At 68.1% G+C, this 13,540-nt stretch carries 12 protein-coding genes; 11 read left to right on the top strand and 1 reads right to left on the bottom strand.

The features are described 5' to 3' along the window. Positions 1–48: 48 nt before the first annotated feature. Positions 49–1,044, top strand: a complete 996-nt coding sequence (locus ACSQ89_RS14130) for a tripartite tricarboxylate transporter substrate binding protein (protein WP_436290362.1) — start codon at positions 49–51, stop codon at positions 1,042–1,044. A gap of 16 nt (positions 1,045–1,060) precedes the next feature. After that, the gene (locus ACSQ89_RS14135) at positions 1,061–3,355 is read left to right on the top strand and encodes a TonB-dependent receptor (RefSeq protein ID WP_436290361.1); all 2,295 of its coding nucleotides are present in this window, start codon (positions 1,061–1,063) and stop codon (positions 3,353–3,355) included. A gap of 14 nt (positions 3,356–3,369) precedes the next feature. On the opposite strand, the gene ACSQ89_RS14140 is transcribed toward ACSQ89_RS14135, so the two are convergent. Further along, on the bottom strand, positions 3,370–4,344 hold the full coding sequence (locus ACSQ89_RS14140) for a LysR family transcriptional regulator (RefSeq protein ID WP_436290360.1): 975 nt from the start codon (positions 4,342–4,344) through the stop codon (positions 3,370–3,372). Between the two features lie 119 nt (positions 4,345–4,463). Between ACSQ89_RS14140 and ACSQ89_RS14145 the strand changes: the two genes are divergently transcribed. From ACSQ89_RS14145 to tkt, 9 genes are read left to right on the top strand one after another with little or no spacing between them, the layout of a single operon-like run. Beyond that, a complete protein-coding gene (locus ACSQ89_RS14145) occupies positions 4,464–5,930 on the top strand; it encodes a form I ribulose bisphosphate carboxylase large subunit (protein WP_093110126.1) in 1,467 nt (488 codons plus the stop codon). A 24-nt stretch (positions 5,931–5,954) separates the two neighbouring features. Next, positions 5,955–6,374 carry a ribulose bisphosphate carboxylase small subunit gene (locus ACSQ89_RS14150; protein WP_093110125.1) on the top strand — a complete coding sequence of 140 codons (420 nt, stop codon included), beginning with the start codon at positions 5,955–5,957 and terminating at the stop codon, positions 6,372–6,374. 15 nt (positions 6,375–6,389) lie between these two features. Then, positions 6,390–7,298, top strand: a complete 909-nt coding sequence (cbbX, locus tag ACSQ89_RS14155) for a CbbX protein (RefSeq protein ID WP_436290359.1) — start codon at positions 6,390–6,392, stop codon at positions 7,296–7,298. Further along, positions 7,295–8,047: an HAD-IA family hydrolase gene (locus tag ACSQ89_RS14160; protein ID WP_436290358.1), complete on the top strand. Its 753-nt coding sequence runs from the start codon at positions 7,295–7,297 to the stop codon at positions 8,045–8,047. The genes cbbX and ACSQ89_RS14160 overlap by 4 nt, the downstream gene beginning before the upstream one ends. A 1-nt stretch (position 8,048) precedes the next feature. Next, positions 8,049–8,759, top strand: coding sequence for a ribulose-phosphate 3-epimerase (rpe, locus tag ACSQ89_RS14165; protein WP_436290357.1), 711 nt, complete (start codon positions 8,049–8,051; stop codon positions 8,757–8,759). Next, positions 8,756–9,466: an HAD family hydrolase gene (locus ACSQ89_RS14170; RefSeq protein ID WP_093110158.1), complete on the top strand. Its 711-nt coding sequence runs from the start codon at positions 8,756–8,758 to the stop codon at positions 9,464–9,466. The genes rpe and ACSQ89_RS14170 overlap by 4 nt, the downstream gene beginning before the upstream one ends. A gap of 15 nt (positions 9,467–9,481) precedes the next feature. After that, positions 9,482–10,555, top strand: a complete 1,074-nt coding sequence (locus tag ACSQ89_RS14175) for a class 1 fructose-bisphosphatase (protein WP_093110121.1) — start codon at positions 9,482–9,484, stop codon at positions 10,553–10,555. A 33-nt stretch (positions 10,556–10,588) separates the two neighbouring features. Continuing rightward, positions 10,589–11,467: a phosphoribulokinase gene (locus tag ACSQ89_RS14180; RefSeq protein WP_093110120.1), complete on the top strand. Its 879-nt coding sequence runs from the start codon at positions 10,589–10,591 to the stop codon at positions 11,465–11,467. 10 nt (positions 11,468–11,477) lie between these two features. After that, positions 11,478–13,514, top strand: a complete 2,037-nt coding sequence (gene tkt / locus ACSQ89_RS14185; RefSeq protein ID WP_093110119.1) for a transketolase — start codon at positions 11,478–11,480, stop codon at positions 13,512–13,514. Positions 13,515–13,540 lie beyond the last annotated feature (26 nt).

Raw genomic sequence — 13,540 nt, forward strand, 5'->3', positions numbered from 1 at the left:
GCCGCCCGAAGGGGCTCGCACCGCAGTGCGGAGCACGGAGGTTGCCTTATGAGCCTGCACGATCGCATCGACCGGCGCGGCTGGCTGCGGCGGGCCGCCGCACTGGCGCTGGGCGCGCTGCCGCTGGGCGGCGCGATGGCTTCCCCCGAAATCTTTCCTTCGCGCCCCGTCACGCTGTGGGTGCCTTGGCCCGCCGGCGGCGCGACCGACGTGTCGCTGCGGCTGCTCGCCGAACTGGCCTCGGTCTGGCTCGGCCAGCCGGTCCTCACCGAAAACCGCGGCGGCGCCGGCGGCACGCTGGCGATGCCTGTGCTGCAGCAGGCGCGGCCTGACGGCTACACCGTCGCCCAGATGCCGCAGCCGGTTTTTCGCGTGCCGCACACGCAGAAGGTGTTGTGGGACCCGATTCGCGACGCGACGCCGATCATTCAGGTTTCCGGCGTCACCTTCGGCGTGCTGGTTGCGGCCGCCAGTCGCATCCGTTCGCTCGACGATCTGTTCGCATTCGCACGCGCGCGTCCCGGCGAGCTGACCATCGCCACCAACGGCATCGGCACCACGCCGCACATGGTGCTCGAGGAGCTGTTCACTGCCCGCGGCCTGCGCTACATCCACGTGCCGTACAAGGGCACGGCCGAACAGTTGAACGCGATCGCCGGCGGGCAGGTGATGGCCGGCGTCAATTCCACCGGCTTCGGGCCGGCGGTCGATACGGGCACGCTGCGGCTGCTGGTGACCTTCGGCGCCGAGCGCTCGAAGCGCTGGCCCGAGGTGCCGGTGCTGCGCGAGCTCGGCTTCGACATCGTGGCCAAGTCGCCCTTCGGCCTGGCCGGGCCGCGCGGCCTGCCGCCCGGGGTGGTGACGGTGCTGCACGAGGCCTTCAAGAAGGCCATGTTCGACCAGCGCTTCAAGGACGAGCTGGCCAAGTACGACCAGGAGATCGATTACCTCGGCCCCGAGGCCTACGCGCAGTCCTGCCGCGAGATCTTCGCGCAGGAGCGCGCCATGGTGGACAAGCTGGGCCTTGCCCGCGCCGGCAGCTGAACAGGAAATCGCACCGATGAGCCAACCGGACCAGAAGACCACCCGCCGGCTGATCGGGCTGGCCGTCGCTGCGGCGGCCTGCCCGATGCAATCGCAGGCACAGGCGCAAGCCGCGCCAGTGGCCGCATTGCCCACCGTGGAAGTGGTGGGCACCACGCCCGTGCCCGGCATCGAGGTGCCCAAGGACCAGATCCCGTCCAACGTGCAAACCGCCGACGACGCGCAGCTGCGCCGCGCCCAGAGCCTGAATCTGCCGGACTTCATGGCCACCCGCTTGCCGAGCGTCAGCGTCAACGAGATCCAGGGCAATCCCTACCAGCTGGACGTGAACTACCGAGGCTTCACCGCGGGCCCCTTGCTCGGAACGCCGCAGGGCCTGTCGGTGTACCAGGACGGCGTGCGCATCAACGAACCCTTCGGCGACGTGGTGAACTGGGATCTGATCCCCAAGGCGGCGATCTCCAGCATCACGCTGCTGCCGGGCTCCAACCCCCTGTTCGGCCTCAACACGCTCGGCGGCGCGCTGTCGCTGCAGACCAAGCGCGGCGACACGCATCCCGGCACCGAGCTCGAGCTGCAGGCCGGCTCCTTCGGCCGGGTGAGCACCGAGCTCACGCACGGGCGCAAGCTGGGCGATGACGGGCATCTGTTCCTGGCGCTCGCCGGCCTCAACGAAGACGGCTGGCGCGACCACTCGCCCTCGCGCGTGCGCCAGCTCTTCGCCAAGGTGGGGCAGGACCGCGGAAAGCTTTCCTGGGACCTGAGCTTCACCCATGGCGACAACCAGCTGGTTGGCAACGGCCTGCTGCCCGAGTCCATGCTCATGCAGAACCGCAAGCAGGTCTACACGCGGCCGGACCGCACCGACAACCGGATGTCGATGCTGACGCTCAATGCCAGCTACCAGCTGAGCGACGTGCAGACGATCTCGATGACGGCGTACACGCGGCGCTCGCGCTACTCGACGCTCAATGGCGACTTGAACAACGACTTCGATCCGCCCGACGTCGAGGAGTCGGGCGTGGAGAACCGGACGAGGACGCGGCAGCACGGCGAAGGCCTGGCGCTGCAGTCGACGGTCAGCGCGAGCATTCATCGCTTCACCTTCGGCGCTTCCGTCGACCGGGCGCGCACGCGCTTCGCGCAGACCGAGGCCGAAGGCTTCCTCGACGCGACGCGTTCGGTGGTGCCGCTGGAAGAAGCCGAGGTCGACGCGCTGCTGGCGGGCAAGAGCCGCACGGCCAGCATCTACTTCCACGACCTGGTGACGCTCAGGCCCGACCTGCAGCTCACCCTCTCGGGCCGCTACAACGACACCCTTGTGACGACCCGCGACGAGGGGCGAGCCTTGCTCGGGCTTCCCACGCAGCTCGACGGCGAGGGCCGCTACCGCAAGTTCAATCCGGCGGCCGGCCTCACCTGGCAGGCCACACCGCGGCTCACGGCCTATGGCGGCTGGAGCCAGGGCAGCCGTGCGCCGAGCCCGATCGAGCTGGGCTGCTCCGATCCGCAAAACGCCTGCGTGCTGCCGAATGCGCTGCAGTCCGACCCGCCCCTCAAGCAGGTGGTGTCGCAGACGCTCGAGGCCGGGTTGCGAGGCACTTTCGCGCCGGGCCTGAGCTGGAACGCCTCGGTCTTTCGCACCCTGAACAATGACGATCTGCTGTTCGTCAGCAGCGGGCTGTCGCGCGGCTACTTCACAAACTTCGGGCGCACATTGCGCCGGGGCGTGGAACTCGGACTCGAGCAGCGGACGGACCCGCTGACATGGTCCTTGTCCTACAGCTACCTGCAGGCGAGATACGACTCTCCGGCGTGCCTGGTGTCCGAATCCAACAGCAGCGCCGAAACCAGCTCCGCGTGCGGCGGCGAAGGCGAGATCGCGGTGCGTCGCGGCGATCGGCTGCCTGGTTTGCCCGCCCACCATCTCAAGTTCAACGTCGACTGGCGGGTGACGCCGGCCTGGACGCTGGGAGCCCAATACCGCGCCTACTCGCGGCGATCCGTACGCGGCAACGATAACGGCGCACACACGCCCGACGGGGTCGAATTCAGCGGCACCGGCTACGTGGGCGGCTATGCGCTGCTCGATCTCACGACGAGCTGGATGCTGGGCCGCAGCGTCGAACTCTTCGCCAAGGTGGCGAACGTGTTCAACCGTCGCTATGCCAGCGCCGGCCAGCTCGGCCGCAACGGCTTCGACGCCGGCGGCGCGGTGCTGCCGCCCGATGCATGGCGTAACGAGCAATTCGTGGCCCCGGGCGCGCCGCGCGCGATGTGGCTCGGCGTGCGGATGCAGCTTGGCGCCTGAGCGCGGATTCGTTCTCAGCCGCGCTGCGCGCTGCGTTTGCGCGCCGGCTTGCGCGCCGCCGGCAGATGGCCGAGCTGCTGCTGGATCTGGGCCTGGCCATGCGTACGCAGATAGTCCTCGAAGGCGAGCGCGACCTGCGGCAATTGCCGCGACGCGAGGTGCATGACGTACCAGTCCCGCACGATCGGATTGCCCGCCACGGGCAGGAGGCCGAGCAGGCCCGCGTTCATCTCGAGCACGCAGGTGTGCATCGACAGGAAGGCGATGCCGAAGCCCGCGGCGCACATCTGCTTGATGGCCTCGTTGCTCGACAGCTCGGAGCCGATGCGCAGCGGCAGGCCGTTGTCCTTGAAGAAGCGCTCGACCGTGGTGCGCGTGCCCGAGCCGCGCTCGCGCACCAGCATGCGCGTGTCCGACAGGAGGGCGAGGCTGGGCTTGGGCGCCGACATCAGCGGATGGCCGGGCGCCGCGAGAAAGGCCATCGGGTGCTTGGCGAAGGCGCTCGAATCGGTCTTCAGCTCGGCGGGCGGGCGGCCCATGATCGCGACGTCGATCTCCTGGCCCGCGAGCATGCGCACGATTTCGTCGCGATTGCCGACCTGCAGCTTGAGCTTCACCTTCGGGTGCTCCTTGGCGAAGTTCACCAGGATGGGCGGCAGCAGGTATTCGGCGGTGGTGATGGCGCCGACGCGCAGCGTTCCCGAGAAGACGCCCTGCAGCGTGGCCATTTCCTCGCCGGCCTCGCGCCACAGGTCGAGGATGCGCCCCGCATAGCCTGCCAGCAGCTCGCCGGCCTCGGTCAGCCGGATGCCGCGGCCGGTGCGCTGCAGCAGCGGCGTGCCGGCCGATTCCTCGAGCGTGCCGATCTGGATCGATACCGCGGGCTGGGTCAGGTGCATCTCGTCGGCCGCCAGCGACACGCTGCCGAGCCGGGCCACCGCGTGGAAGGTGTTGAGCTGGCGAAAGCTTGCGTGCTTGGAAAGGGGCATCGGACGATATTAGATTTGCAACATGTCAATGTCAAAAGATTTAATTTTTCCTAATCGTTGGCGAGTCCTACATTCTCCTCACCGACAGCACGAATCCATTCATCTCTAGAGGCGAATCCATGGGCAACATGAACGAAGCAACGCAGATCACCGATGCCAAGAAGCGGTACTCGGCCGGTGTGCTGAAGTACGCACAGATGGGCTACTGGGACGGCGACTACCAGCCGAAGGACACGGACATCCTGGCGCTGTTTCGCATCACGCCGCAGGAAGGCGTGGACGCCATCGAGGCCGCCGCGGCGGTGGCCGGCGAATCGTCCACCGCGACCTGGACCGTGGTGTGGACCGACCGGCTCACCGCCTGCGACATGTACCGCGCCAAGGCCTACAAGGTCGAGCCGGTGCCCAACAATCCGGGGCAGTACTTCTGCTACGTGGCCTACGACCTGTCGCTGTTCGAGGAAGGCTCGATCACCAACGTGACGGCCTCCATCATCGGCAACGTCTTCAGCTTCAAGCCGCTGAAGGCCGCTCGGCTGGAGGACATGCGCTTTCCGGTCGCCTACGTCAAGACCTTCGCCGGGCCGCCGACCGGCATCGTGGTGGAACGCGAGCGGCTCGACAAGTTCGGACGTCCCCTGCTGGGCGCCACGACCAAGCCGAAGCTGGGCCTGTCCGGGCGCAACTACGGCCGGGTGGTGTACGAGGGCCTGCGCGGCGGCCTGGACTTCATGAAGGACGACGAGAACATCAACTCGCAACCCTTCATGCACTGGCGCGACCGCTTCCTGTTCGTGATGGATGCGGTGAACAAGGCGAGCGCGGCGACGGGCGAGGTCAAGGGCAGCTATCTGAACATCACGGCCGGGACGATGGAAGAGATGTACCGCCGCGCGCAGTTTGCCAAGGAACTCGGCTCGGTGATCGTGATGGTGGACCTGGTGATCGGCTACACGGCCATCCAGTCGATGAGCAACTGGTGCCGGCAGAACGACATGATCCTGCACCTGCACCGTGCCGGCCACGGCACCTACACGCGGCAGAAGAACCACGGCGTGAGCTTCCGCGTGATCGCCAAGTGGATGCGCTTGGCGGGCGTGGACCACATCCACGCGGGCACGGCGGTCGGCAAGCTCGAGGGCGACCCGATGACGGTGCAGGGCTACTACAACGTCTGCCGCGATACGCACACCAAGGTGGACCTGCCGCGCGGCATCTATTTCGACCAGGACTGGGGCGCGCTGCGCAAGGTGATGCCGGTGGCCTCGGGCGGCATCCACGCCGGCCAGATGCACCAGCTGCTGGACCTGTTCGGCGACGACGTGGTGCTGCAGTTCGGCGGCGGCACCATCGGGCACCCGCAAGGCATACAGGCTGGGGCGACCGCCAACCGCGTGGCGCTGGAAGCCATGGTGCTGGCGCGCAACGAGGGCCGCGACATCGCCAACGAGGGGCCGCAGATCCTGCGCGACGCGGCCCGGTGGTGCACACCGCTGGCGGCGGCGCTCGATACCTGGGGCGAGATCTCTTTCAACTACGCCTCCACCGACACGTCCGACTATGTGCCGACGCCGTCGGTGGCCTGAACCGGTCCACGAGGAGAGACAGACATGCGAATCACGCAAGGCACCTTTTCATTCCTGCCCGACCTGAGCGACGAGCAGATCCGCCGGCAGGTCGAGTATTGCCTCGGCAAGGGCTGGGCACTCGGCATCGAATACACGGACGACCCGCACCCGCGCAACACCTTCTGGGAAATGTTCGGCAACCCGATGTTCGACATCCAGGATCCGGCCGGCGTCATGCTCGAGCTCGCGGCCTGCCGCAAGACCTTCGCGCAGCAGTACATCCGCGTCATGGCATTCGACTCGACCCACGGGACCGAGTCGGTGGTGATGTCCTTCATCGTCAACCGGCCGGCCAACGAGCCGGGCTTCCGCCTGATCCGCACCGAGGAGCCGGGCCGCACCATCCGCTACAGCATCGAGAGCTACGCCGTGCAGGCGCGGCCCGAAGGCGCGCGGTACTGAGGCGAAGCCACCCGCATGGATACCGCCCAGTCCACCGCCACCGCGCCGAGGCAGCTCTTCGAGTCCTCGGGCGTGAAGGCCCTGCTCGACCAGCTCGATGCCGAGCTGGTCGGCCTGGCGCCGGTCAAGGGCCGCATCCGCGACGTCGCCGCGCTGCTGCTGATCGACAGGCTGCGCCAGGCGCAAGGACTGCAATCGCAGCCGCCCTCGCTGCACATGTCCTTCACCGGCAATCCCGGCACCGGCAAGACCACGGTGGCGATGCGCATGGCCGAGGTGCTCAAGCAGCTGGGCTACGTTCGCAAGGGCCATCTGGTGGCGGTGACGCGCGACGACCTGGTGGGCCAGTTCATCGGCCATACGGCGCCCAAGACCCGGGAAGTGATCAAGAAGGCGATGGGCGGCGTGCTGTTCATCGACGAGGCGTACTACCTGTACCGGCCGGAGAACGAACGCGACTACGGACAGGAGTCGATCGAGATCCTGCTGCAGGTGATGGAGAACCAGCGCGATGACCTGGTGGTGATTCTTGCGGGCTACAAGGACCGCATGGAGACCTTCTTCGGCAGCAATCCGGGCATGGCCTCGCGCATCGCGCATCACATCGATTTCCCGGACTACAGCGAGGCCGAACTGATGCAGATCGCGCAGCTGATGCTCAAGCGGCTGAACTACAGCTTCGACGACGGCGCGGCATCCACCTTCGCGCGCTATGTGAGCCTGCGCCGGCGGCAGCCGCATTTCGCCAACGCGCGATCGGTGCGCAATGCGCTCGACCGCATCCGGCTGCGCCACGCCACGCGGCTGTTCGGCAGCGAAGAGACCCTGACGCGCGAACAGCTCTGCACGCTGGAAGCGCAGGACATCCTGGCGAGCCGCGTGTTCGACCCGAGCGCACGCATGAGCACGGAGCTTGCCTTATGAGCATCGAAGCCCTCGTGTTCGACGTCGACGGCACCCTGGCCGACACCGAGGAGGTGCATCGCCGCGCCTTCAACCTGGCCTTCGAAGAGCTCGGCCTGGACTGGCGCTGGGAGCGCTCCGAGTACCGGGCCCTGCTCGCGGTGACGGGCGGCAAGGAGCGGCTGAGGGCCTACATCGATGGCCTGGCCTCGAGCGCCTCCGAGAAGAAGCGCCTGCACGAGCGGGTGCCGGAGCTCCACGCCGCGAAGACGCGGCACTACACCGAGATCGCGCGGCAGGGCGGCATCGAACTGCGTCCCGGCGTGGCGCGTCTGCTCGACGAGGCGCTCGGCGCCGGCTTGCGCCTGGCGATCGCCAGCACCACGACGGCCGTCAACATCGACGCCTTGCTGCTGGCGACGCTGGGCCCGGGCGGCTTGTCGATGTTCGACGTGATCGCCTGCGGCGACCAGGTGCGCGCGAAGAAGCCTGCGCCCGACATCTACCGGCTCGCGCTCGACACCATGGGCGTGGCGCCCGAGCGGGCGATCGCCGTCGAGGACTCGCCCAACGGAGTGCGCTCGGCCGTCGCTGCCGGCCTTTGGACGCTGGTCACGCCCACCTTCTGGACCGAAGGCGGCGACTTCAGCGGCGCCGCGCTGGTCCTGCCCAGTCTCGCAGACGCATGGCTCAGCGTTGAGGAACTCACGCGCAGGGCCACTGCTGTGCCGCCGCTGAATGCGGTTCAAGCGCTCTACCGGGGGGAATGAGATGCAGCAGAAAGAAATCTCCGCGCGGCCCGGGTCCGCCTCGACCATGCGGATCGCGCCCAGCCTGTTGTCGGCGGACTTCGCGCGCCTGGGCGAGGAGGTGAGGGCGGTCATCGAAGCCGGCGCCGATCTGATCCATTTCGACGTGATGGACAACCACTACGTCCCCAATCTGACCGCCGGTCCGCTGGTGTGCCAGGCCATCAAGGCTTACGCCACGGTGCCCATCGATGTGCACCTGATGGTCAAGCCGGTCGACGCGCTGATCCCGATGTTCGTCGAGGCCGGCGCCTCGATCATTTCGTTCCACCCCGAGGCCAGCGAGCACGTGGACCGGACCATCCGTCTGATCAAGGCCAGCGGCTGCAAGGCCGGCCTGGTGCTCAACCCGGCGACGCCGCTGCAGGTGCTCGACCATGTGCTGGACCAACTCGACCTGGTGTTGCTGATGTCGGTCAATCCCGGCTTCGGCGGGCAGAGCTTCATCGAGAGCGTGCTACCGAAGATCGAGGCAGCGCGCCGCCGCATCGATGCGAGCGGGCGCGACATCTGGCTCGAGGTCGATGGCGGCGTGAAAGCCGACAACGCGCAGCGCATCGGCGCCGCGGGCGCCGACACGCTCGTGGCCGGCTCGGCGGTGTTTGCCGGCGGCCGCTATCGCGAGGCCATCGACGCCATCCGCACTCGGGCGCTGGCGGGGTGCGCGGCATGAAGGATCTGCGCGCCATCGACGCCATCGCCTTCGACCTCGACGGCACGCTGGTCGACAGCGCGCCGGACATCCGGCATGCCTTGAATGCCGCGCTCGAAGAGGCGGACCTGGAGGGCTTCGAGCTGGACACCGTGCGCGCATGGATCGGCGACGGGCCCGACGCGCTGATCGCGCACGCCTTGTGCTGGCACGGCATCGACGCCGACGAAGCGCTGCAGGCCCGGCTGCGCAAGGCCTTCGATGCGCACACGCTGGCGGCGCCTCTGCGATCGGGCAGCGTCTTCCACGGCATCGCCGAGCTGGTCGCCGGCCTGGCCCGGACGCTGCCGATGGTGGTGGTCACCAACAAGCCGACGCGGTTGGCACGCGCCGTGCTGGATGCGGCCGGACTGCTGCCTTTTCTGACCGGGGTCTACGGCGCCGATGCGCAAGCCCAGCGCAAGCCTGCGCCCTACCTGCTGCTGGCCGCGGCGCATCGGCTGGGGGTGGCACCTGCGCGCCTGCTGATGGTCGGCGACGGGCCGCCCGACCTGCTCGCCGCGAAGGCCGCCGGATGTCCGGCCGCCCTGGTCGCATGGGGCTACGGCGGGCGCGCGGTCGGGACCGCATCGGTGCCGGCGTGGCGCCTGGCGACGCCGCAGCAACTGCTGCTGAACGCACTCGCGTCGCGCGCCATGCGCAGCGAAGAAGAAACGACGAATGACTAGAACCAGGAGATCGACATGCCAATCGCAGGCAAGGCCACGCTGACCCAGTACATCATCGAGGAACGCCGCCGCCATCCAGGCGCCACGGGGGCGCTCAATGCCGTCATCACGGACGTTTCGCTCGCCTGCAAGGCGATATCGCGAAAGGTGGCGCTGGGCGCGCTCGCGGACATGCTCGGCAGCGCCAGCAGCCACAACGTGCAGGGCGAGGAACAGAAGACGCTCGACGTGCTGAGCAACGACATGTTCCTGCGCGCCAACGAGTGGGGTGGCCACGTGGCGGGCATGGTGTCCGAGGAGATGGAGGCGCCCTACGTGCCGCCGCAGCAGGATCCGCGCGGCAAGTATCTGCTGCTGTTCGACCCGCTGGACGGTTCATCCAACATCGACGTCAACGTGGCGGTGGGCAGCATCTTCTCGATCCTGCGCGCGCCGACGCCCGAGCGCGACGCCAGGCCGGAGGACTTTCTGCAGCCCGGCACGCAGCAGGTCGGCGCCGGCTATGCGATCTACGGCCCTTCGACGATGCTGGTGCTGACGCTGGGCAACGGCACGCATGCCTTCACGCTCGATCCGCAATTGGGCGAATGGGTGCTGAGCCATCCGAACCTGCGCATTCCTGCGCGGACCAGCGAGTTTGCGATCAACGCGTCGAACAGCCGGTTCTGGGAGCCGGCGGTGAAGCGCTATGTCGACGAATGCCTGGCCGGCCGGGAAGGCCCGCGCGGCATCGACTTCAACATGCGCTGGATCGCCTCTCTGGTGGCCGAGACGCACCGCATCCTGATGCGCGGCGGCGTGTTCATGTACCCGCGCGACAGCAAGGAGGCGGGCCGGGCGGGGCGCTTGCGCCTGCTCTACGAGGCCAATCCGATCTCCTTCCTGATCGAGCAGGCCGGCGGCATGGCCAGCACCGGCCGCCGGCGCCTGATGACGGTCGAGCCCGAGGCGATCCACCAGCGCATCGGCCTGGTCTTCGGCTCGTCCGAAGAGGTCGCGCGCGTGGAGGCGTACCACGCCGAGGAGCCGCAGGACACCTACCAGGCGCCGCTGTTCGGCAAGCGTGGCTTGTTCGCGACCGCGGCCTGAACCAGGCACGAATTCTTCATTCCCGAGGCCACCATGTCAGCCAAATATCCGATCGTTGCCATCACCGGCTCCTCCGGCGCCGGCACCACTTCCGTCACCCGAACCTTCGAGAACATCTTCCGCCGCGAGAGCGTCAAGGCAGCGATCGTCGAGGGCGACAGCTTTCACCGCTACGACCGCAACGCCATGAAAGCGGCAATGACCGAGGAGGAGGCCGCCGGCAACCGGAACTTCAGCCATTTCGGCGAGGATGCCAACCTGTTCGCCGAGCTCGAAGCGCTGTTTCGCGACTACGGCGAAGCGGGCGTCGGCCGCAGCCGGAAGTATCTGCATGACGAGCACGAGGCGGCGCCCTACGAGCAGGAGCCCGGTACCTTCACGCCGTGGGAAACGCTGCCGGCGAGCGAACTGCTGTTCTACGAAGGTCTGCATGGCGGCGTGACGACGGCCAAGGTCGACATCGCGCGCCATGTCGACCTGCTGATCGGCGTGGTGCCGGTGATCAACCTCGAGTGGATCCAGAAACTGCACCGCGACAAGAGCACCCGCGGCTACTCCACCGAGGCCGTGACCGACGTGATTCTGCGCCGCATGCACGAGTACGTGCACTACATCTGCCCGCAGTTCACGCGCACCCACATCAATTTCCAGCGGGTGCCGGTGGTCGACACCTCCGATCCGTTCATCGCGCGCACCATCCCGAGCCCGGACGAAAGCCTGGTGGTGATCCGCTTCGCCAACCCGACGGGCTTCGACTTTCCCTATCTGCTGAGCATGCTGCACGACTCCTTCATGTCGCGCGCCAACACGCTGGTGGTGCCGGGCGGAAAGATGGAACTGGCCATGCAGCTGATCTTCACGCCGATGATCCTGCGCCTCATGGAGCGCCGCAAGAAGGCGTATGCCATCTAGGAACTTCGTCATGACAACTGAAATCCTTGCCTTGCGCACGCAGTGCGCCAACGCCATCCGGGCGCTGGCCATGGACGCGGTGCAGGCCGCCAACTCGGGCCATCCAGGCATGCCGATGGGCATGGCCGACATCGCCGAGGCCTTGTGGCGGCATCGCCTGCGGCACGACCCGGCCCACCCGCGGTGGATCGACCGCGATCGCTTCGTCGTCTCCAACGGGCACGGCTCGATGCTGCTGTATGCGCTCCTGCACCTGAGCGGCTACGCGCTGCCGATGGAGGAACTCCGGCGCTTTCGCCAACTGCATTCGCGCACGCCCGGGCATCCCGAGGTCGGCGTCACGCCCGGGGTCGAGACCACCACGGGGCCATTGGGGCAGGGCATCGGCAATGCGGTCGGCATGGCGCTGGCGGAGAAGTTGCTGGCCGAGGAGTTCAACCGTCCCGGCCATGCGGTGATCGACCATCGCACCTATGTGTTCCTCGGCGACGGCTGCCTGATGGAAGGCATCAGCCACGAGGCCTGTTCGCTGGCGGGCACCTGGCGCTTGAACAAGCTCGTGGCCTTCTACGACGACAACGGCATTTCCATCGACGGTGAGGTCTGCGGCTGGTTCAGCGACGACACGCCGGGCCGCTTCGAAGCCTACGGCTGGACCGTGCTGCGCGATGTCGACGGCCATGACGCGGCGGCCCTCGACGCGGCCATCGCCAAGGCCGCGGCCGCGGACCGGCCGGTGCTGGTGTGCTGCAAGACGCGCATCGGCCAGGGCTCGCCGAATCGAGCGGGTAGCGCGAAGGCGCACGGCGAGGCACTGGGGGAAGCCGAGGTCGCCCTCACGCGGCAGGCGCTGGGCTGGAGTGCGCCGCCCTTCGAGCTGCCGCCGGATGTTGCAGAGGCGTGGTCGGCGCGCGAGTCGGGCGCCGCGCTGCACGCGGCGTGGCAGGCGCGCTTCGCCGCCTATGCGCAGGAATATCCGGCGCTCGCGCGCGAGCTGCTGCGTCGCCATCGCGCCGACGCACCGCTCACTGCGCAGGTCGAGGCAGCGCTGGCCTCGGCGGCAGCGGCTGCGCAGCAGCGGCAGGCGGCCGTCGCCACCCGCAAGGCCTCGCAGCAGGTGCTCGACGAGCTCGGGCCGGCGATGCCGGAACTGATCGGCGGTTCGGCCGACCTCACCGGGTCGAACCTGACCGACTGGAAAGGGCACCGCGCGCTCAAGGGTGCGGGCACGGGCAATCACGTGCACTACGGCGTGCGCGAGTTCGGCATGGCGGCGATCATGAACGGGCTGGCGCTGCACGGCGGCTTGCGGCCCTTCGGCGGTACCTTCCTGACCTTCTCCGACTACGCGCGCAACGGCGTGCGCATGTCGGCGCTGATGAAGCTGCCGGTCATCTACGTCTTCACGCACGACTCGATCGGGCTCGGCGAGGATGGCCCGACGCACCAACCGGTCGAGCATGCCTCGAGCTTGCGCCTGATCCCGGATGTGGATGTCTGGCGTCCTGCCGACGCCACCGAAACGGCCGTGGCCTGGCGGCAGGCATTGCGCCGCATGGACGGGCCGAGCTGTCTGCTGCTGACGCGTCAGGCCTTGCCGCATGCCGGCGGCGGCGAGCGCGTCGAATCCATCGCGCGGGGCGCTTACATCCTGTGGCGTCCGGAAGCGGAGCGCGTGGCCCTGCTGGCGAGCGGCTCGGAGGTCGCGGTCGCACTGGCGGCCGCGGCCTTGCTGGACAAGGAGGGCATTGCGGCCCGCGTGGTTTCGGTGCCGTGCATGGATGTGTTCGAGCGCCAGCATGCGGACTGGCGCCACGCGGTGATTCCGCGCCACCTGCCGCGGCTGGCAGTGGAGGCCGGCAGCACCGGCCTGTGGTGGAAGTTCGTCGGCGAGCACGGCGACGTGGTCGGGCTCGACCGCTTCGGCGAGTCGGCACCGGCCGGCGAGCTTTTCAGGCTGTTCGGAATTACTGCCGAGGCGGTGGCCGAGCGTGCCCGGCGCCTGCTGGCGAGTGTCTCGCATGCCGGCGTGAGGGAGACCGCATGAGGCGCTACACCCCGCGTTGACGCTTC

This window comes from Variovorax sp. LjRoot175 (genome assembly GCF_964253805.1).
Classification (GTDB): Bacteria; Pseudomonadota; Gammaproteobacteria; order Burkholderiales; family Burkholderiaceae_C; genus Variovorax.

What these genes read in the sequence shown, in the direction of transcription:
- ACSQ89_RS14130 (WP_436290362.1), top strand. Translation starts at nt 49, where the DNA reads ATGAGCCTGCACGATCGCATCGACCGGCGCGGCTGGCTGCGGCGGGCC.
- ACSQ89_RS14135 (WP_436290361.1), top strand. Translation starts at nt 1,061, where the DNA reads ATGAGCCAACCGGACCAGAAGACCACCCGCCGGCTGATCGGGCTGGCC.
- ACSQ89_RS14140 (WP_436290360.1), bottom strand. Translation starts at nt 4,344, where the DNA reads ATGCCCCTTTCCAAGCACGCAAGCTTTCGCCAGCTCAACACCTTCCAC.
- ACSQ89_RS14145 (WP_093110126.1), top strand. Translation starts at nt 4,464, where the DNA reads ATGGGCAACATGAACGAAGCAACGCAGATCACCGATGCCAAGAAGCGG.
- ACSQ89_RS14150 (WP_093110125.1), top strand. Translation starts at nt 5,955, where the DNA reads ATGCGAATCACGCAAGGCACCTTTTCATTCCTGCCCGACCTGAGCGAC.
- cbbX (WP_436290359.1), top strand. Translation starts at nt 6,390, where the DNA reads ATGGATACCGCCCAGTCCACCGCCACCGCGCCGAGGCAGCTCTTCGAG.
- ACSQ89_RS14160 (WP_436290358.1), top strand. Translation starts at nt 7,295, where the DNA reads ATGAGCATCGAAGCCCTCGTGTTCGACGTCGACGGCACCCTGGCCGAC.
- rpe (WP_436290357.1), top strand. Translation starts at nt 8,049, where the DNA reads ATGCAGCAGAAAGAAATCTCCGCGCGGCCCGGGTCCGCCTCGACCATG.
- ACSQ89_RS14170 (WP_093110158.1), top strand. Translation starts at nt 8,756, where the DNA reads ATGAAGGATCTGCGCGCCATCGACGCCATCGCCTTCGACCTCGACGGC.
- ACSQ89_RS14175 (WP_093110121.1), top strand. Translation starts at nt 9,482, where the DNA reads ATGCCAATCGCAGGCAAGGCCACGCTGACCCAGTACATCATCGAGGAA.
- ACSQ89_RS14180 (WP_093110120.1), top strand. Translation starts at nt 10,589, where the DNA reads ATGTCAGCCAAATATCCGATCGTTGCCATCACCGGCTCCTCCGGCGCC.
- tkt (WP_093110119.1), top strand. Translation starts at nt 11,478, where the DNA reads ATGACAACTGAAATCCTTGCCTTGCGCACGCAGTGCGCCAACGCCATC.